General features: G+C 69.0%; 14 protein-coding genes and 1 tRNA gene. 6 read left to right on the top strand and 9 right to left on the bottom strand.

The annotated features are described in order from the left end of the window. Positions 1 to 4: 4 nt before the first annotated feature. The 4 genes from clpP to VN461_01025 all read right to left on the bottom strand — a co-directional run bounded on the left by clpP (position 5) and on the right by VN461_01025 (position 3,182). Positions 5 to 616 carry an ATP-dependent Clp endopeptidase proteolytic subunit ClpP gene (gene clpP / locus VN461_01040; protein HXB53340.1) on the bottom strand — a complete coding sequence of 204 codons (612 nt, stop codon included), beginning with the start codon at positions 614 to 616 and terminating at the stop codon, positions 5 to 7. Next, on the bottom strand, positions 613 to 1,890 hold the full coding sequence (gene tig, locus VN461_01035) for a trigger factor (GenBank protein HXB53339.1): 1,278 nt from the start codon (positions 1,888 to 1,890) through the stop codon (positions 613 to 615). Before tig ends, clpP begins: the two co-directional genes overlap by 4 nt. A gap of 242 nt (positions 1,891 to 2,132) precedes the next feature. Continuing rightward, positions 2,133 to 2,411 (bottom strand): hypothetical protein, encoded by a 279-nt coding sequence (locus tag VN461_01030; protein ID HXB53338.1) that lies wholly within the window; start codon positions 2,409 to 2,411, stop codon positions 2,133 to 2,135. A 21-nt stretch (positions 2,412 to 2,432) separates the two neighbouring features. Beyond that, positions 2,433 to 3,182 (bottom strand): response regulator, encoded by a 750-nt coding sequence (locus VN461_01025; GenBank protein HXB53337.1) that lies wholly within the window; start codon positions 3,180 to 3,182, stop codon positions 2,433 to 2,435. 358 nt (positions 3,183 to 3,540) lie between these two features. Between VN461_01025 and VN461_01020 the strand changes: the two genes are divergently transcribed. Together VN461_01020 and pheA are read left to right on the top strand one after the other, a co-directional pair. Then, a tRNA-Leu gene (locus VN461_01020) sits at positions 3,541 to 3,623 on the top strand. Positions 3,624 to 3,732: 109 nt separating this feature from the next. Next, positions 3,733 to 4,569 (top strand): prephenate dehydratase, encoded by an 837-nt coding sequence (gene pheA, locus VN461_01015; GenBank protein HXB53336.1) that lies wholly within the window; start codon positions 3,733 to 3,735, stop codon positions 4,567 to 4,569. A 63-nt stretch (positions 4,570 to 4,632) separates the two neighbouring features. On the opposite strand, the gene VN461_01010 is transcribed toward pheA, so the two are convergent. Together VN461_01010 and VN461_01005 are read right to left on the bottom strand one after the other, a co-directional pair. Then, positions 4,633 to 5,649 carry a hypothetical protein gene (locus VN461_01010; protein HXB53335.1) on the bottom strand — a complete coding sequence of 339 codons (1,017 nt, stop codon included), beginning with the start codon at positions 5,647 to 5,649 and terminating at the stop codon, positions 4,633 to 4,635. A 111-nt stretch (positions 5,650 to 5,760) separates the two neighbouring features. Beyond that, positions 5,761 to 6,840, bottom strand: a complete 1,080-nt coding sequence (locus VN461_01005) for a DUF3810 domain-containing protein (GenBank protein HXB53334.1) — start codon at positions 6,838 to 6,840, stop codon at positions 5,761 to 5,763. A gap of 164 nt (positions 6,841 to 7,004) precedes the next feature. Between VN461_01005 and VN461_01000 the strand changes: the two genes are divergently transcribed. Continuing rightward, the gene (locus VN461_01000) at positions 7,005 to 9,155 is read left to right on the top strand and encodes a patatin-like phospholipase family protein (GenBank protein HXB53333.1); all 2,151 of its coding nucleotides are present in this window, start codon (positions 7,005 to 7,007) and stop codon (positions 9,153 to 9,155) included. Here VN461_01000 and ptsG read toward each other — a convergent pair. Further along, on the bottom strand, positions 9,146 to 10,918 hold the full coding sequence (gene ptsG / locus VN461_00995) for a PTS glucose transporter subunit IIBC (GenBank protein ID HXB53332.1): 1,773 nt from the start codon (positions 10,916 to 10,918) through the stop codon (positions 9,146 to 9,148). The genes VN461_01000 and ptsG overlap by 10 nt on opposite strands. An 11-nt stretch (positions 10,919 to 10,929) precedes the next feature. Continuing rightward, entirely contained in the window at positions 10,930 to 13,452 is a 2,523-nt protein-coding gene (gene ptsP, locus VN461_00990) for a phosphoenolpyruvate--protein phosphotransferase (protein ID HXB53331.1), read from the bottom strand. 57 nt (positions 13,453 to 13,509) lie between these two features. Between ptsP and VN461_00985 the strand changes: the two genes are divergently transcribed. After that, positions 13,510 to 14,904, top strand: coding sequence for a GH1 family beta-glucosidase (locus VN461_00985; GenBank protein HXB53330.1), 1,395 nt, complete (start codon positions 13,510 to 13,512; stop codon positions 14,902 to 14,904). Between the two features lie 51 nt (positions 14,905 to 14,955). Here the strand turns inward: VN461_00985 and VN461_00980 are convergent, their stop codons facing one another. Next, positions 14,956 to 16,350, bottom strand: coding sequence for a trypsin-like peptidase domain-containing protein (locus tag VN461_00980; GenBank protein HXB53329.1), 1,395 nt, complete (start codon positions 16,348 to 16,350; stop codon positions 14,956 to 14,958). Between the two features lie 197 nt (positions 16,351 to 16,547). On the opposite strand from VN461_00980, the gene VN461_00975 reads away from it, so the two are divergent. Next, positions 16,548 to 17,738, top strand: coding sequence for an ABC transporter substrate-binding protein (locus VN461_00975; protein HXB53328.1), 1,191 nt, complete (start codon positions 16,548 to 16,550; stop codon positions 17,736 to 17,738). 20 nt (positions 17,739 to 17,758) lie between these two features. Then, the coding region (locus tag VN461_00970) for a branched-chain amino acid ABC transporter permease (GenBank protein HXB53327.1) at positions 17,759 to 18,186 on the top strand (428 nt) is incomplete at its 3' end.

The following is an 18,186-nucleotide window of genomic DNA, read 5'->3' as shown; positions in this document are numbered from 1 at the left end:
GGCCCTATCGCTCGCGCCGGCTGATCACTTGGTCCACGATACCATAGTCCTTGGCCTGGGCCGCGTCCATGATGAAATCCCGGTCCGCGTCGTTCGCGAGCTTCTCCAGGGGCTGCTTGGTGTGGAAAGAGAGGATCTGGTTCAGGCGGTCCTTGATGCGGAGGATCTCCTTGGCCTGGATGGCAATGTCCGAGGCCTGGCCTTGGGCCCCACCCCAGGGCTGGTGGATCAGGATCCGCGAGTTCGGCAGCGCGAAGCGCTTGCCCGGAGTCCCCGCGGCGAGGAGAACGGCCCCCATGGACGCGGCCTGGCCCACGCAGATGGTCTGGACATCGGGGCGCACGAGCTGCATGGTGTCGTAGATGGCCAAGCCCGCGGTGGTGGAGCCCCCGGGGCTGTTGATGTAGACGTGGATATCCTTCTCGGGGTCCTCCGCCTCCAGGAACAGGAGCTGGGCGATGATCAGGTTGGCCACCATGTCGTCCACGGAGGTGCCAATGAAGACGATGTTGTCCTTGAGCAGGCGGGAGTAGATGTCGTAGGCCCGCTCGCCGCGGGCCGTCTGCTCGACCACCATCGGCACAAGCGTGCCCGCAAACGGTGATTGCGGATTCATCCTAAGTCCAGTCTAGCATTGGCCTTGAGCAAGTCAAGGGTCTTCTCCTCCCGTATGCGGGCCCGCAGGGAGGTAAGCTCGCCCTCCTTCTCCATTTGGGCACGCAGCGACTCCGGCGACTTCTTGAGGCGCTGGGCGTACCGGGCCAGCTCCGCGTCCACCTCTGCCTCCAGGGCATCGATGCCCTCACGGCGGGCGATCTCATCCAGCAGGATGTCGGCCTTGGCCGCCTGCAGGGAGTCTTCCCGCTGGGAATCCCGGTACTGCTTCCAGTCCATCCCGATCCGGGTGGGATCGATTCCCTGATAGGCCAGGCCGCGGGCGGCGTTCTCGGTGCGCGCGTTCATGTGCCGCTCCACCAGCGCCTCCGGCACCTCGAAGCCGGCCTTCTCGGCCAGGGCCTGAAGGAGTGCGTTCTTGACCTCGCGGTCCACCTTCCGTTCCTCGCCGGCCAGCAGCCGCTCGCGCACGCTCTCCTTTAGCCCCTCCAGGCTGTCCCAGTCTCCCAGATCCTTGGCAAACTCGTCGTCGGCGGCCGGCACCACCTTCTCCTTGATCGCCTTCAGGGTCACGGTGTAGCGCACGGTCTGGCCGGCCACGCTCTTGGACGGGTGGTCGGCGGGGTACACGAGCTCGACCTCGCGGGTGTCGCCGGGGGAGAGACCCACCAGGGCCGTGTTGAGGTCTTGGTGGTTGGCCTCCGCCCCCACCTCGATGATGGCGTTCTCGTCCCGCCCCCCCTTGCCCCCGCCCGCGGGCCGCCACTGCAGATCGAGGACGACGAAATCGCCCTTCTGGGATGCCCGGCCTTCCACGGGGTCGAAGCGGGCGGCCTCCTCGCGGAGGCGGTCGACCTCCCGCTCGACCTCCTCTCCCGTGACGCTCGCCACGCGCGCCTTGACGGATAGGCCGCGGTATTCGGGGACCTCGATGAGGGGGAGGGTCTCGAAGACGGCCCGGAAGGTCATGGGCTTCTTTTCGTCGATCTTGAGATCCGCCACCTTGGGGCTGGCCAAGGGGCGGAGCCCGCGCCCTTCCAGCTCCTCGAAGACCACGCGGTTGACGATGGCTTCGGCTGCATCCTCCAGAACCTGGGAGCGGAAGCGCTGGCGGATGACCTCGGGGGGGATGCGGCCCGGCCGGAAGCCCGGAATCTTGACCTTACGCGCGTAGTCCCGGGCCCGGGCCTCGATCTCCTTCTCTACGACCTCGGCCTCGATCTCAAAGGCCAGGGACTTGCGGACCGACGTCTCCTCCGTGTACTCGACTTTCAAGTGAGCTCACCTCGGCTCGAGAGATGCCCCGCCCGGGTGGGAACGGCAGGCGGGAGCCAACCTCACTAAGGATAGCACGGCGCTCGGGGCTGGGTTCGCTCCGGAGGGGCCGGTCTGGGGCAGGTGAATATCCCGTCTCTCCGGTGGGTGTCCTCGAACCGGCCGAAGGCCTGCGGGTCAGAAGAAGCCAAGGGTCCGGCGCGCTGCCCCGCCGTCGACGGCGGGAGGCAGCAGCAGCGCGGTCAAGGGCCCTGCAGAATAACGATTTCGAGGAGCTCTTCTCTGTCTCTTCGCCGGTCGGCGGAGCGTCGCTCGACGGGCGGGAGCCCCGGGCCCACGCGCCGCTCGCTGTGGCGTTTGTCGACAATGACCCGGATGTCTCCTTGGTCCTCGAAGGGTCGCAACTCCTCCTCGAGGTGGGCGTAGGGCCGGCGAATGACGATGTAGGCCATCCCCCGGTTCTCAACCAACCCCGGGTTCGCACGGAGGATCCTCAACACGAAGCGGGGGAGGGGATTCATTCTCGGTTCTATTGGGGAAGGCTATTTCTCCAAGCCGGAGGGGACGGGCGAAGGGGGCCAGGCCGGCCGGCCACCGGGCTCGGAGCTGGCGCGCGGGAGGGGAGCGGAGTGTGCCGCGGGGGGACCTTGCAGTCCCCGCTGGATCGCGGCGAGCAGGGACGGCAGTGTTCGGGTGAGGCTGAGGCCCCGGCTGAGCAGCAGCTGGTCCGCCCTGACGATGGCAAGGGCAGTTTCCCCAAGGCGTATTCTGGTCCTTTGGCTCTGCTGCTGAAGCTGTCGGAAGGCATCGGCTTCGCAGAGCTTTCGCCGCCTCATCAGGACCCTCTTGGCCTGCTCCACCCGGTTTCTGATCTCCAGGGCCTGATTGAGATCACTCGCCTCTTCGCGGATGAGATCGAGCTCTCGAAACCGGGCCCGCGCTTCCTCGATGGCCCGGGCGAGCCGCCCGCTCTCCACCGGAGTCACCAGATAGGTCATGACCCCGGCCTCGCGGGCTCGCTGGACGAAATTGGCGGCGGCGTAGGAGGTGAGAAGGATGAGGGGCACCGGCCTCTGGGCGAGAATCGCCCGGGCAGTTTCGATCCCATCCAGGACCGGGAGGTGCGTGCCCAGGAAGATGAGCTCTGGCTCCAGTCGGGAAGCGCAGACCAGGGCCTCCCGACCGTCTCGGGCCAGCCATACGACGGTGTGGCCGAGGCGTTTGAGCTGGACCGTGAGGCGCTCCGCGGCAGCGCTCTTGTCTTCGGCGAGTAGGACCCGCAGCCCCTTCAATGTTCCCCGCAGCTATGGCTCGCTGACCGACCTGGCTGCGCGGCGGACGACGTCACGGGCCTCTGGCCCCTCGTCCCCGCATGTTGGGAGCCCACCGAATCGCCTCCGCTCCCATGGAGGTTGGTATGCATGGCTAAACATAGGTGGCGCGGGCAGTAGTCGCAATTGGGGGACGGCGGAGACTCCCCTCAGAAATACCCCGAAACATCATTCGGGGAGGGCCTGCTGCCCGTCGGCCCTACGGGTCGAGGGACCCTGAGCTGACCGACTAAGGGTACGCGGCCGGCGGTCGAGGGCGAAGAGGGGGTCATTGGCCGGAGGCCCGGCCGATGTGACAAAATCCCTTCTCGGGTACCCTGCGGAAGTGGCGGAACGGCAGACGCGCTCGGCTTAGGACCGTGTGCCCGAAAGGGCGTGGGGGTTCGAATCCCCCCTTCCGCATTCACTCTAGAGGGCTAGGGGCAAGGGAACTCCCGTTGGGCGGCGTGGCCGTTCTCCTGGGGGAGCGAACAGGGGCGCTCCGCTTCCGGCGGCGCGGGATAAGGGGCGCATGGGGCAGCCGATGCAGGTGGCCATCCAGGGAGAGATGGGCTCCTTCTCCCACCAGGCGGCCCGAGAGACGCTGGGGGAGGAGGTCGAGATCCGTCCCTGCCCCAGCTTCGACGCGCTCTTCGACGCCGTCGGCAGCGGGGGGGCGGACCGGGCGGTGGTGCCGATCGAGAACTCGCTCACCGGCTCCATTCATGAGAACTACGACCGGCTGCTGGCCCGGTCCCTGCACATCGTGGGCGAGACCCAGCTCCGTATCCAGCAGTGCCTGATCGCCCGGCCGGGCGCATCCCTGGGCTCCCTGCGCCGCGTGGCCTCCCATCCCGTGGCCCTGGCCCAGTGCCGAAACTTCTTCGCCGCCCATCCCCACCTGGAGGCGGTGGCTGCCTACGACACGGCAGGGAGCGTCCAGAGACTCCTCCAAGCGGGGCCGATGACCGAGGCCGCTATCGCCTCCCGGCTGGCGGCCACCCTCTACCACGGCGAGGTGCTGGCGGAGGGGATTGAGGACGACCCCCAAAACTTCACCCGCTTCCTCGTCCTCGCCCGCGAGCCGGGGCCGATCGGGGGCGCGGCCAAGACGTCTTTGGCCTTCACCCTGCCGAACGTCGCCGGGTCGCTCCACCGGGCGCTGGGGGCCTTCGCCCTCCGGGGAGCCAGCCTGGCCAAGATCGAATCCCGGCCCCTCCGGGGGCGGCCCTGGGAATACGCCTTCTACCTGGACGTCCTCGGCAATCCACAGGGTCGGGTGGGGGAGGCCCTCGCGGAGCTGCGCGGCTTGGCCGGAGAGTTCCGGATCCTCGGCTCCTATCCCGAAGGCCTCAAGAAACCCGAGTGACCCATCGGCGGGCCAGGGGTCGGGAGGGTGACCGCCGTCCGCCCTGCCTCGAGACCGGGAAGGCTAGCGAATGTGGAATTTCTCCTTGGCGATCCGGCCTTCCTTGAGGCTGCAGCGGTACCAGGCGGAGACGTCGTTCATGGAGACCCAGCGGCGCTCTTCCTTGCGGTAGTGCCAATCCTTCTCGACCTGGTAGAGGACCTGCCGGCCCTTCCCTTCCAGGATGTTTGTGATCTCGTTGTCGTGGTGGTTCAGCTCGTCGTAATCGGTGATGGCCCGCTGGCCCATCTCCGAGTAGAGCAGGTTCAGGTCCTGGAGCAGCCCGTCCAGCTCCGGGGTGAGCTGCTGGACATTGAGGCCGATGCGCCGGGCCTCCCGGCTCGTGATGGGGTACTGGTGGGCGGGGTAGGAGGAGTTCAGTCGGCGGCTGATCCGGTCCGCCTTCTTGGTGTCCCTCATGTGGTAGCCGAGGATCTCCCGGCAGAGCATGAGGGAGAGGCTGCTCGCCCGGTCGAGGGCCCCGATGACCAGGGGATGAAGATACTTGTAGAGCTCCTGATAGGGGTTGACGCTGTCCTTGTCCCGCCCCACCGTCTCCTTCCACAGCCGTATGACCCGGTCCACCTCGTCGTTGCTGACCGCCACCAGGTTGTTCGTATGGTCCACGGGCGAGAGGTCGTGCTCCAGCGAGGTGTCCACCGCGGTCAGGTATGAGAGGGGGCCCATCAGGATGGTGTCGGCCCCGAGCGCGAGCATGGTGGCCGCGGAGGCACAGTTCAAGGGTGCGGCCACGGTCAGGCGCCGGGTGTAGCGCCGGAGCAGGTGGATCATCCGCAGCGAGGCCATCCCGCTTCCCCCGTCGGACTTCACGAACAGGGTCAGCCGATCCCGCGGGCCGGTGGCCTCCAGGACCTCGTGCATGGCCATGACGTCGTTGTCGCAAACGGACCCGCTGGGCGAGGTCCAATAGGTGAGGAGGGTGCCACCCATGCGGCGCTGAATTCGCGCCAGGACTTCCTGGGTCTTCTCGAACAGGATGGGGGGGGTCTTGATGCGGACACGGCGGGGACTCTTCGGCATGGTCGACCGACACTCTATCCTAAACAGGCGGGGGGGACTGTTCCTCGTGCGGGGCCGAGGTCGCGAGCGGGCGTCGCTCGCCCCCCCACGGTGGCGCGGCGACACTCAGGCTCAAGGGGAGGGGCGGCTGCGGGCACGGCGCTCGGCAAGCAGCAGGTCGACCATCCGTCCGTAGCTGCGGGCGCCTTCCCGCTGGCCCTGGGTTTTGAGGTACGCATCGTTGACCCGCGCGGAGGCCCGCCCCAGCGGCCCCCGGTATCGCGCCGCCCAGGCGGCCAGGGCGTCAATGTCTCGGCGGACGGCGGGAGAGCGCAGGGCCTCCAGAAGGGTCGCGGCCTCCCGGTCCGCCCGCCGCAGCTCGTCCAGGGCGTATAGGCTCGCGGCCAGGACGCCCGAGTAGCGAAAGTCGGGGTCCGGGTGGAGACGGCAGGCCAGGTAGCCGAGGTAGTTTGCCTCGTCCTCGCGCGCGAAGCCGCGCTGGTGGGCCATCTCGTGGGAAGCGCTGAAGGGGACCTCGGGATCGGGGAGGGTGGTGTTGAGGTTGGGCTCGCCGGTGAAGGGAGAATAGATGCCGCTGATGCCGAGCCGCGCCAGCAGCGGCGAGGCCAACACCGGCTTGACCCGGGAGCAGCTCCCCCGAAGGACGGGGTAAAGGTCGGCCAGGCGCCGAAACCCCGCCTCCGTCCGCAAGCGCGCTCCCGCCGTGCCGTCGGGAAGGCGCATCACGCCCCCCTCGTCCTCGGCAAGCCCCTCCCGCAATTCGTTGGCTCCCTCGGCGAGCTCGTGGCCGAGGGCCCGGAGCTCCGCGAGGGGGGCCGGCCCCGTCTCCAGCCCCGCGGTGCGGCCGAAGGGCTCTCTTTGGTAGTTGAGACCCCAAAGGAAGAGGAAAGCGAGGTAGATCACTCCTGCCCCGATCAAGCCGCCGCCCAGGAGCCGCCCGATCTCGCCCCAGGGTACGGCCCTCCGTCGCCCGACCTCGCGGGCGAGCCGGAGCAGGAGGAGGGCGAGGCAGAGCCCCAGGCCGGCCAGGCCGGCCTCGCCCAGGGAGAAGGGCAGCCAGCCCGTGAGGCAGCCGAGAACGCCGGCCAGTCGCGGGTAGAGCGCTCGGGAGTAGAGGGTCTCGACCGCCGCCGGATGACGGGCGGCTGCAGCCTGGGTCGCGACGCCGGCGCCGATGAGGGCGAGCCCCACCCCCGCCCGCCACGCTGTCCCATGCCGACTTGTGCGCAGAGAGAACCCCGCTGTGCTGGGGAGACAGGCTAACATGAGCGATCCGGACAAGCCCCCCCGAGACTCAGGGAGAACGCGAGAGCCGATTGCGTCGGTCCGGCCCCCGGGTCATGATCGGCGGAGTCTTGAGAGAGCGCTCCCTCGGCCTCGTCCTCCTGCTCCTCGCTCCCTGCGCGGCAGAGGCGCAGCTGCCCCCCACCGTCCCTAGCGCCCGTCCCCGCCTGGTCCTGGCCTTGAGCGGGGGCGGGGCTCGCGGCATCGCCCACATCGGGGTTCTGCGCGCGCTCGAGGAGAACGGGATTGTGGTCGACGGCATCGCGGGGACGAGCATGGGCGCGCTCGTGGGCGCTCTCTACGCCAGTGGCTACCGGGCGAAGGAGCTGCGGACCATCGTCGACTCGTTCGACTGGAACAAGGCCTTTAGCGGTCGGCCGGAAAGGGTCCTGGTGCCCCTGGCTCGACGCCTGGACGAGGAGCCCGCCCTGTTGAGCCTTGGGTTCGAGCCCTGGAAGGTGCTCCTCCCGCCCTCCGCCCTCTCCGACTACGGCATCGGGCGGTTCTTGATCCGGCACCTGGCCGGCCCCGGCTACTCGGCGGGCGGGGATTTCGACCACTTGCCGATCCCGTTCCGTGCGGTGGCGGCCCGCCTCGACAACGCGCAGCGCGTGGTCCTGGCGCGGGGGGACCTGGCACGAGCTACGCGGGCCAGCCTCTCCATCCCGATTTTCTTCCCCCCCGTCGAATGGGAGGGGACGCTCCTGGTGGACGGGGGAGTGGCCGACAACATTCCGGTGGGGGTGGCGCGCGGCATGGGGGCGGACGTGGTCTTGGCCGTGGACATCACGTCCCCACCGCTGGAGCCTTCCGAGTGGCGAACGCTGACGGGGGTGGGGGCCCAGGTCTCGGATGCCCTCATCGAGGCCCGGAATCGAACCTACCGGGAGACCGCGGACTTCCAAATCCGCCCCGACGTCGGCCGACACGGGGCCACCGAGTACGTCGACTTCGAAGGCCTCATTGAGAGCGGGTACGCGGCTGCCCTGCAGATCATAGGGCCGCTCAAGGAGCGCCTGGGCCCGAGCCCTCCCCCTCCCGCCCCTCCCGCCGCGGGCCGCGCTCTGGAGGGCACGACCATCGTCGAGGTCGCGGTCGAGGGGAACAAGCGGACGAGCCAGGCCCTGATCCGGCGCACCTTCAGCATCCCCCTGGGCCGGCCCTTCGACATGCACAAGGGCTTGAACGCGCTCGACCGCCTCTTCGCTACCAGCTTCTTCGACTCCTGCTGGATGAGCTTCGAGCCCAGCGCGGACGGGGGGCTGCGCATCGTCCTCCGTGTGCGGGAGGCCGCGCGCAGCAGCCTCCGGATCTCGGCGGGCTACGACGAGCCCGAGCAGACCCACGCCCGGGTGCGCCTGCGGAACCAGAACGCCTTCGGGTTCGGCGAGCGGCTGGAGGCGGTGGGGGCGGCGAGCGATGCTGAGAGCGAGGTCGCCCTGGGCCTCGACTCCGACCGGCTCTTCAAGCCCGTGGTGGGTTACTCCATCCGGGCGGGATGGCGTGAGGACAAGCCGCGGCTCTTCAAGGACGGGGTCCTGCTCAACCGGGCCCGGTTCGACCGCAAGGAGCTTCTGCTGTCCCTGACCCGCGCCCTGAAGCGTACGCGGCTTCTACAGGCGGGGATTCTACTCGGCAGCGTCGAGACCCAGGAACAGCCCGCCGTGCCCTACCCCCCCGGCACCGACAAGACGCGGACGCTCTTCGCGCGCTACGTCGAGGACAGCCTGGACGATCTCTACTTCCCGACCCGGGGGTGGCGGGTCGACCTCCTCGCGAACCGCAACGCCCCCGGACTCGGGGCGACCCATGACTACTGGAAGGGCCAGCTACAGGCCCGGGTGGTCTCTCCGGCGGGGACCCGGGTCACGCTCGAGGCCGAGATTTTCGGGGGGCTCTCCGGGCGCGACCTGCCGGTCTACGACTGGTTCCGGCTTGGGGGCCCGGTTCTGATCCCGGGGCTGCACGCCGATGAGCTGTGGGGGCCCCAGGGGGCGGGGGCGTCGGCGGCCGCCTCCGTGCGCCTCGACGGCCTGCGCGTGCGGGGCCGGGTGGGGGCGGGGAATGTCTGGCCGAACCGGAGCCAGATCCGGCTGAACTCTCTCCGCGTGGGCTTGGGTCTCGGTGTCTACTACCCCACCCGCTTCGGCCCCGTGGGCCTGGACTTTGGGGCCACGACCGACGGCCGGTCCCTCTGGAGCCTCACCCTCGGCTATCCCTGAGCCATCTGCCGCCGCATTTCCGCCGCGCACGCCTCCGCGTTCGCACCCACCACGAGGTGGAGCGTCCGGCCGGGGAATCTCATGAGGAGGGCGCCCGCGGCCTGGAGCGCGGCCTCGTCCACCGCCCTCTCGCTGCCCACCACGAGTCGCAGGCGGGTGAGGGCGCAGGCCTCGAGGCGCTCGATGTTGGCGGCGCCGCCCAGGGCCTGAAGCAGCGCGCGTACCTTTCCCTGGTCGGCGGGGGCGGCGGCCCCCGCGGGGCCGATCCCGGTCGCGGGCGCCCGAGAGATCGCGACCGCCTCCGCCGTCGACCCCACGCTCTTGAGGTACTGCTCAATGTCCGTCTTGAGGTTGTCGGAGCGGGTCCCGAAAATGGCCTGCACTGCGCTTCCCACCACGACCACCCCGGCCGCCCCCAGGGCCTTGAGCCTTTCCGGGCTGGCCTTGGCCACGTCGTTGACCTCCACCCGCAGGCGGGTGATGCAGGCGTCGAGGTTCTTGATGTTTCCCTGGCCACCAAACGCGAGCACCAGCTCGCGGGCCAGCCCCTGGGCGCTCCCCTCCGTGGCCACGGCCTCGCTTGCCGCCTCCTCCATTTCCCGGCCGGGCGTCTTCAGGTCCAGCTTCACGATCAGCACCCGGAAGAGAACGAAGTAGAGGGCGGCCCAGATCGGGCCTAGCCACAGGTACCAGAGGCCGCGGCTGGACTTCGGAAAGAGCACCACGTAGTCGATGAGGCCGTGGGAGAAGGTCGTGCCGTGCTTGATCCCGAGGGCGATGCAGGTGAAATAAGCGACACCCGCGAGCAGGGCGTGGATCCCGTAGAGCAGCGGGGCCACGAAGAGGAAGGAGAACTCGATGGGCTCGGTGATGCCGGTCAGGAAGGAGGTGAGGGCGGCCGAGATCATGATCCCGCCCACCCGGGCCCGCTGCTCGGGGCGGGCGCAGCGCCAGATGGCGAGGGCGGCCGCGGGCAGCCCCCACATCTTGAAGAGGTAGCCTCCGGCCAGGTTCCCTGCACTGGGGTCCCCGGCCGTGAAGCGGGGGATCTCCCCCCGGAAGACCTCTCCCGTGGCCGGGTTCACGTACTGCCCGGTTTCGAAGAAGAAGGGAACGTTCCAGATGTGGTGCAGCCCAAAGGGGATGAGGGACCGCTCGACCACGCCGTAAATCGCGAAGGCCGCTCTGGGGTTGCCGGAGGCCGCCCACTCCGAGAAGGCGTGGATGGCCGCCCCGATGGGCGGCCATATCACGCTGAGCACGATGCCGGCGAGGATGGCGGCAAAGGCGGCCAGGATGGGCACCGAGCGCTTACCCGCGAAGAAGCCGAGATAGGCGGGGAGCCGGACCCGGAAGAAGCGGTTGAAGAGCTGGGCGGCAATGAAGCCGCTCAGGATGCCTCCGAACACCCCCGTCTCGATGGACGGGATTCCCATTACAGGCTTGGTGGGGGAGCCCAGCCGGGGGGCCATCACGCCCATGGTGGCGAGCAACACCGCGTAGCCGACCACGGCCGCGAGCGAGGCCACTCCGTCGTTGCCGGTGAGGCCCAGGGCCACGCCGATGGCGAAGATGAGGGGCAGGTTGGAGAAAACCGCCCCCCCCGACTGGGCCATGATGTTCGACACCGTCTCCGGCATCCACCCGAAGTGGGCGCTGCCGATGCCCAGGAGCAGGCCGGCCACGGGGAGCACGGAAACCGGCAGCATCAGCGACCGGCCGATCTTCTGGAGCACGGCGAAGGCGTTCTGGAGGAAGTTCATGGCTCGATTCTCTAGCTGTCTCGGTCGGGGTCCGGGGACAGGGCCCGGACCTCGGCCGCACTGGCGGCGGCCAAGGCCTGCCCGGCGAGCGTCCGGCACTGGGCCAGGCTCAGCCGGCGGACGCGCGCTTTGATGGCGGGGATGGTGGGGACGCTCACGCTCAGCTCGTCCACCCCGAGACCGACGAGGAGGGGGACGGCCTGGGCGTCACTGGCGATGCCCCCGCAGATGCCGACCCATTTGCCCTGGGCATGGGCGGCGCGCACGGTCATGTCGATCAGGCGCAGCACCGCGGGGTCCAGGCCGTCCACTTGGGGGGCCAGCTTGGGGTGGCCGCGGTCCATGGCCAGCGTATATTGCGTGAGGTCGTTGGTGCCGATCGAGAAGAAATCGACCTCCCGCGCGAAGTGCTCGGCGAGGAGGGCGGCGGAGGCGACTTCCACCATGATCCCGACCGGTATCTTTCCGACCCCCAGCGCCTTTCGCTCCTCTTCCAGAAGCTCCCGGGCCGCCTGTACCTCGGGCACGGTGGCGATCATGGGAAACATGATCCGAACCGCGCCCTCCGCGCCCGCGCGGAGGATGGCGCGGGCCTGCGCGCGCAGGATCTCCGGCCGGTCGCGCATGAGGCGTATGCCGCGCTCGCCCAGGAACGGGTTGGCTTCCCGGGGGATGGGCAGATAGGTCAGGGGCTTGTCCCCGCCCACGTCCAGGGTGCGCACGATGAGGGGCCGCTTGGCGCCCAGGGCCCGGGCGATGCCGCGATAGGCCTGGAACTGCTCCTCCTCGGAGGGGGCCGCGCTCCGGTCCAGGAACAGGAACTCGGAGCGCAGGAGGCCGACGGCCTCGGCGCCCAGAGCCACCGCCTGCTCCGCCTCCGCAAGGCCGGCGATGTTGGCCGCCACCTCCACCCGATGGCCGTCCGTCGTCACCGCCGGCTCGTGGGCAGCCGCGAGGTCCGTCTTCTCGCGGGCGGCTCGCCTCCCTTGCCGCTCCCGGATGGCGGAGACCTCGTTCGCTGGGGGGTTGAGCCGGAGGACACCTTGCCCCCCGTCGAGGATGGCGGGGGTGCCGTCGGGGACTTCGAGCGCGCTGGCGTCCAAACCGGCCAGGGCGGGGATGCCCAGGGAGCGGGCGAGGATGGCCACGTGCGAGGAGGCGCCCCCGGACACGGTGCCGAAGCCGAGGACCTTCGATCGGTCGAAAGTCGCGGTGTCGGAGGGGGTCAGGTCCTCGGCCAGAAGGATGGCGTTCGCGGGATAAGCGGGGGCTGCGGTCTCGACCCCGGCGAGCAGGCGCAGCACGCGCCTCCCTACGTCCTTGACATCGTTCGCCCGCCCGGCCAGAAGCTCGCTTCTTAGCCCGGCCAGGCGCGCGGCATGGCCGGTGAAGGCCCGCTGCCAGGCGAAGGCGGCGCTCTTTCCCTCCTCGATCCCCTTTTCCGCGACCTCCAGGAGGTCGGGGTCCTCGAGCAGCTCCCGATGGGCGGAGAAAATGGCCGCCTTGCCCGGGTCGGCCTCCGCCGCCAACCGCGCGCGCAAGGCCTCGAGTTGCCCCTTGGCCTGCTCGAGTGCGGATTCCAGGGCTCGGCGCTCCTGGTGCGGATCGCCGCCGCCCTCCTTCACCCGCACCTCGCTCTCCGAGCGGAGCTGGAAGGTCTGACCCACGGCCAGGCCCGGGGATGCCGCCACCCCCACCAGATGGTTGGGGTCGGAGGAGCGGGGAAGGGACGGGGCGGGGGCGGGTCGGGCGGGGGCCGGACCCTCCTCGCCGAGGCCTCCCTGGAGTAGCCGGGCCAGGGCGGCCACCGCCTCCCCCGCGTCGGGGCCGCGCGCGGAGATCAGTACGGAGTCGCCTTTGTCCACCTCCAACCCCATGATGGCGACGACGCTCTTGGCGTTGGCCTCCTGGTCGCCCCGATGAATCCGGATTTCCGATTGGAAGGTCTTGGCACGGCTGGCCAGCACGGCGGCCGGCCGGGCGTGCAAGCCCGTCGGGTGGGGAACCCGGATGGGAGCGGAGGTGGCCGCGGGGCCGGCGGGGGCTTGCGTCGCCGCCGCGCCTTCCGCCGCCAGGGTCACCTCCAGGACCACGTCCTGGCCGGCGGTCACGTAACCGGTGCACGCGCGCATCCGGGCCACCCGATCGCTGGTCGTGACCACGATCTCGGTGAGGAGGCTGCGCGCGTGGGTGGCCACGAAGTCGGCGTCGAACTCGATGAGGGTCTGGCCGGCGGTGATGGCCTGGCCGGCCTTCACCCGGGGCCGGAAGCCCTGGCCCTTGAGCGTCACGGTGTCGAGGCCGATATGGATCAGGACCTCGAGGCCGGGGAGGGGGGCCAGCGTGATCGCGTGCCCGGCGGAGTGAATCTGGACCACCTTGCCATCGCAGGGAGAGCAGAGGCGGTCGGTCACGGGATCGATGGAAACGCCGTCGCCCACCATCTTCTGCGAGAAAACCGGATCCGGCACGTGCTCGATGGGGAGGAGAGGGCCGGAGAGGGGGGCGAGGAGAAGGAGGACGGGCGGTTCCATGGCCGCGATTATTGGAGGGGGCGGGCGGCTGCGCAAGGGGCGCGGCTAGAATACGGTGTGTTCCGTTTCCCGGACGGTTTCGTGTGGGGCTCCGCGACTGCGGCCCTCCAGGTCGAGGGTGCGGCCCGGGAGGACGGCAAGGGGCCGTCCGTTTGGGACGTCTTCTGCGCGGAGCATCCCGAGCGCGTCTTCGGCGGGGCTACCCCCGAGGTCGCCTGCGACCACTACCACCGCTACGCGGAGGACGTCCGCCTCATGCGCGAGCTCGGCCACCGCGGCTACCGCATGTCGATCTCGTGGCCCCGCCTCTTTCCGGGGGGAGCGGGCGCCCTCAACCAGTTGGGCGCCCTTTTCTACCACCGCCTGTTCGACTCCCTGCTCGCGCACGACATCGAGCCGAATGTCACCCTCTACCACTGGGACCTGCCCCAGGCCCTGGCCGCGCGCGGGGGCTGGGAGAGCGGAGACACCATCGCCGCCTTCGCCGACTACGCGGAGGCCTGCTTCCGCCTCTTCGGTGACCGCGTGCGTCTCTGGACGACGCTCAACGAGCCGGGTTGGTCAACCCTCCACGGCTACGTCACCGGCCTTCACCCTCCGTCCAAGCGGGACGGCCGGGCAGCCGCCCAAGTGGCCTGGAACCTGCTGGCCGCGCACGGGCGCGCCCTCTCCATCGGGCACCAGATCCGGCCGGACGCCCGGATCGGCATCGCCCTCAACCTCTCGCCCGTTTATCCCGCCACCAAAGCCCCGGAAGACATCGCCGCCGCGGGGGTGGCGGACGGCATCCTCAACCGCCTCTTCCTCGACCCCGTGCTGGGGGGGACAGTGCCCGAAGACGTGCTCGAGCTCGGCCGCGGGCACGGGCTGCTCCCGGTGCGCCAGCCGGAGGACGAGCGGCGGCTCGCCCAGGACACCGTGGACTTCCTGGGCGTCAACTACTACTATCCCCACCACGGCAGCGCCTCCGCCCGCGACACTCACTTCGCCCTCAACACTTCGGGACGGAAAGAGGACCGGACCCAGTTCTCCTTGGGCGGGCTGTTCGCGCTCGTCCGTAACCCCCGCGGGCGCTACACCGACTGGGACTGGGAGATCTTCCCGGAGGGGCTCTACGACCTGCTGCAACGGGTTCATGCCCGCCGACCCGGCATCCCCGTATACGTCACCGAAAACGGCATCGGTCTTGATGACCGGCTCCGGGACGGGGTGGTGGACGACCCGGCGCGGACCGAGTTCGTGCGCGAGCACCTCGAGGCCGTGCACCGCGCGATCGCGGCCGGGATCCAAGTGAGGGGCTACTACATGTGGTCCCTGATGGACAACTTCTCCTGGATCAACGGCTACAAGAAGCGCTACGGCTTCCTCTACGTGGACCGGTCCACCCTGGCCCGCTACCCGAAGAGAAGCGCGCTCTGGTTCCGGGACGTGGCCGCGAACAACGGCTTCTGAGCCAGTCCCGCGAGGACGGGGAGCGCGTCCTGGCCGCGTCCGGCGGAGAGGCTACTCCGCCTCGAAGGTAACGAACCTCAGCCCGCCGTTGCGCTCGAGCTGAACCACGACGGGGACGCTGGGCTTGATCTGCGCCAGAACCTGCCGCAGCTTCTGGACGCTAGGCACCGGTTCCTGGTTCACGGAATAGATCACGTCTCCGGGCAGCAGGGCATCCGCCCCCGAGGAGCCGTCCGGGGCCGCTGCCGCCACCACCACGCCCGCTTTCGCGCGCAGGGGTCCCGGCAGCTGCGCCTGCACCTCCTCCAGGTCGAGGGCGAGGAGGCCCAGCCTGGGCACGGCATTCCGCTCCGGGCTCACGGTGTCGACCAGCCGGTCGGGGTCGCGGTCCCGCTCCGTGACCGTGGGCAGGATGGTCAGGGTCTGGGCTCCCCGCCGGACCTCCAGGCTGACGACCGCCCCCACGCTTCGGTGATAGAGGTTGACCTCCAGCTGACGGGCATTCTCCATGACTTTCCCGTCCAGCTTCAGGACCACATCCGCGATGCGAAGCCCCGCCCGCGCCCCGGGGCCACCAGGGAGAACGTCAGAAAGGACGACGCCCCACTCCTGGGGCAGGTCCAGTCCGGCGGCCAGGGCGGGGGTGACCGTCTGGGCGTAGATTCCGATCTCACCCCGGCGGACGCGGCCCGTCTTGCGTACCTGCTCGAAGACGTTCCCCACGATGTTGCTGGGAGCGGCGAAGCCGATCCCCTCGTTGCCCCCGGACTGGCTGAGGATCAAGGTGTTGATCCCGATCACGCGCCCCTCGCCGTCCACCAGGGGGCCGCCGCTGCTGCCGGGGTTGATGGAAGCATCGGTCTGGATGTAGATCATCCGGTCCTCGGGGTGGATCTGCCGCGCCACCGCGCTCACGACCCCCAGCGTCACCGAGTTCTCGAGCCCGAGCGGGCTCCCGAAAGCGAGGACCAGCTCTCCGGGCCGCAGATCCTTCGAGTCACCCAGGGACAGGAAGGGGAGGTTCTTCTCCGCGATCTTGAGGACGGCAACGTCGGTCTCGCGGTCGATACCGACGAGCACAGCGCCCACGACGCGCCCCGGGGCCTTGAGGATGGATTGCGCGTTGGGGGGACCGCTAGCCAGACCCGCGAGCACCACCTGGATTCGTCGGGCTCCCTGGACCACGTGGGCGTTCGTGACCACGTAGCCATCGGGGTCGAGAATCACCCCCGACCCGCTGGCCCGCTGCCGGGAGAGGAGCCCCCCCGTCTCCGCGTAGCCGGTGGTGAGAATCTGGACCACGGCCGGCCGCACGCGCTCGCTGAGGGCCTCCAGGCTCTGGCTGAAGCGTGATAGCTCCGACGGCTCCCGCCCCGCCCCCGGCCTCGCCTGTGCGTTTACGGAGAGCGCGAGGGAGACGAGGAGGAGACCGACCCGCGAAGACATGAGCGTCCTGCCTTTCTCGCTCGCGAGCCGCGAGCGGGCCCGATCCCGGGGAGAGCCTATCCCGAATCGGCTTCGACTATCATGTCACCAGCCGCAACTCAAAGACCAAGCGGCCGGCGGCGAGCCGGCCCCAAGAGCGGACAAGGGACCCGGCTCACGGTGCCGCCGTCCTCATGCTACCGAGGAGATAGAAGACGATGACGAAGCACCCGGTCGTCCTCGCCGCCCTGTTCGCGGCCGTGCTCGCCCTCCCCGCTACCGCGCAGGACAAGGCCTTCATGGTCGGGATCCCCTTGCCCCTCACGGGGGCGGAGGCCAAGTTCGGGGAGATGGAGAAGCTGGCCTACGAGATGGCGGTGGAGGAGGTGAACGCCAAGGGGGGGGTCAGAGGCCACAAGCTCGCCTTAGACATTCAGGATAGCGGGGGCAAGCCGGAGACCTCCACCGCCATCGTGGAGAAGTTCATCACCGTGAGTAAGTACCCGATCGTCCTCGGGGAGTATACGAGCCAATGCAGCTACGCGGTGGCGGGGGTGGCGGAGAAGTACAAGACGCCCTACCTGGTGGTGACAGGCGCCGCAGATAAGATTACCCAGCAGGGCTGGAGATACGTTTATCGTCTGAACCCCCCCTCGAGCCTCTACAACACCGGCATCTTCGGCTTCTTCGAGGCCGCCGCGAAACCAAAGTCGATCGCCCTCCTCTACGAGAACACGGACTTCGGCACCAGCACCTCGAAAGCCATGAAGGACTACTGCGAGGCCAAAGGCATCCCGGTGGTGCTCGCCGAGGGCTACCAGGCAGGCGCGATCGATTTCAAGCCCATCCTCCAGAAGGTCAAGTCTCTACGGCCGGAAATCCTCTATATGGTCTCGTACCTGATGGACGCCTCCCTGCTCATGCGGCAGTCGAAGGAGCTGGACATCAATCCCCAAGCGTTCGTGGGGGGGGCCGCGGGCTTCACCCTTCCCGAATTCCTCCAGAACGCCGGCGAGGCATCCGAGTACGTGATGTCGGGAACGCTCTGGACCCCGCAGGTGAAATACCCGGGGGCCAAGGAGTTCTACGAGAAGTTCAAGGCCCGGTTCGGGAAAGAGCCGGACTACCACGGGGCCGAAGCCTACGCCGCCGTCCAGGTCCTCGCCGACACCCTCAAGCGGGCCAAGGCCTGGACGCCCGAGGACCTCCGGACCGCGCTTGCCGACACCGACTTGATGACCCCCTTCGGGCCCGTGAAGTTCATCTCCTGGGGCCAGTTCACCAACCAGAACAAGCTGGACACCCTCCTCCTCCAGGTCATCAAGAGGAAGTTCGAGACCGTCTGGCCCCGGGAGGCCGCCTCCGCCGCCTTCGTCTTCCCCGTTCCCCGCTGGCGCGACCGCAAGTAACCCTGAGGTCGGGCAGGACCATGACGCCGCAAGCCGCCGGTCAGATCGAGCTGCTCGCCCAGGTGTTGATCTCTGGCGTCCTCCTGGGGGGGCTCTACAGCCTCATCGGGCTGGGGATGTCGCTCATCATGGGGGTGATGCGCATCATCAACTTGGCCCACGGCGAGCTGATGATGGTCGCCATGTACATCACCTTCTGGGGCTTCACGCTTCTCGGAATCGACCCCTATTTATCCCTGCTCGCCGTCTTCCCCCTGATGTTCCTTCTCGGGGTGGCGGTCCAAAAGTTCCTTCTCGAGCCCGTCATGGAGGCGGATACCGTCCTGCCCGAAAACCAGGTCCTCCTGACCGTGGGCCTCGGTCTCGTCCTCGCCAACCTCGCCCTCCTCCTCTTCACCGCCGACTACCGCTCCGTACCCGTCTCCTACGCAAGCAAGACCATCTACTG

The organism is Vicinamibacteria bacterium, from assembly GCA_035570235.1.
Lineage (GTDB): Bacteria > Acidobacteriota > Vicinamibacteria > Fen-336 > Fen-336 > DATMML01.
This window is presented reverse-complemented; position numbering and strand designations above follow the sequence as displayed.

Coding starts and splice junctions, on each gene's coding strand:
- VN461_00980 (HXB53329.1), bottom strand. CDS start 16,350: ATGTCTTCGCGGGTCGGTCTCCTCCTCGTCTCCCTCGCGCTCTCCGTA.
- VN461_01010 (HXB53335.1), bottom strand. CDS start 5,649: ATGCCGAAGAGTCCCCGCCGTGTCCGCATCAAGACCCCCCCCATCCTG.
- pheA (HXB53336.1), top strand. CDS start 3,733: ATGGGGCAGCCGATGCAGGTGGCCATCCAGGGAGAGATGGGCTCCTTC.
- VN461_01030 (HXB53338.1), bottom strand. CDS start 2,411: ATGAATCCCCTCCCCCGCTTCGTGTTGAGGATCCTCCGTGCGAACCCG.
- clpP (HXB53340.1), bottom strand. CDS start 616: ATGAATCCGCAATCACCGTTTGCGGGCACGCTTGTGCCGATGGTGGTC.
- ptsP (HXB53331.1), bottom strand. CDS start 13,452: ATGGAACCGCCCGTCCTCCTTCTCCTCGCCCCCCTCTCCGGCCCTCTC.
- VN461_00975 (HXB53328.1), top strand. CDS start 16,548: ATGACGAAGCACCCGGTCGTCCTCGCCGCCCTGTTCGCGGCCGTGCTC.
- ptsG (HXB53332.1), bottom strand. CDS start 10,918: ATGAACTTCCTCCAGAACGCCTTCGCCGTGCTCCAGAAGATCGGCCGG.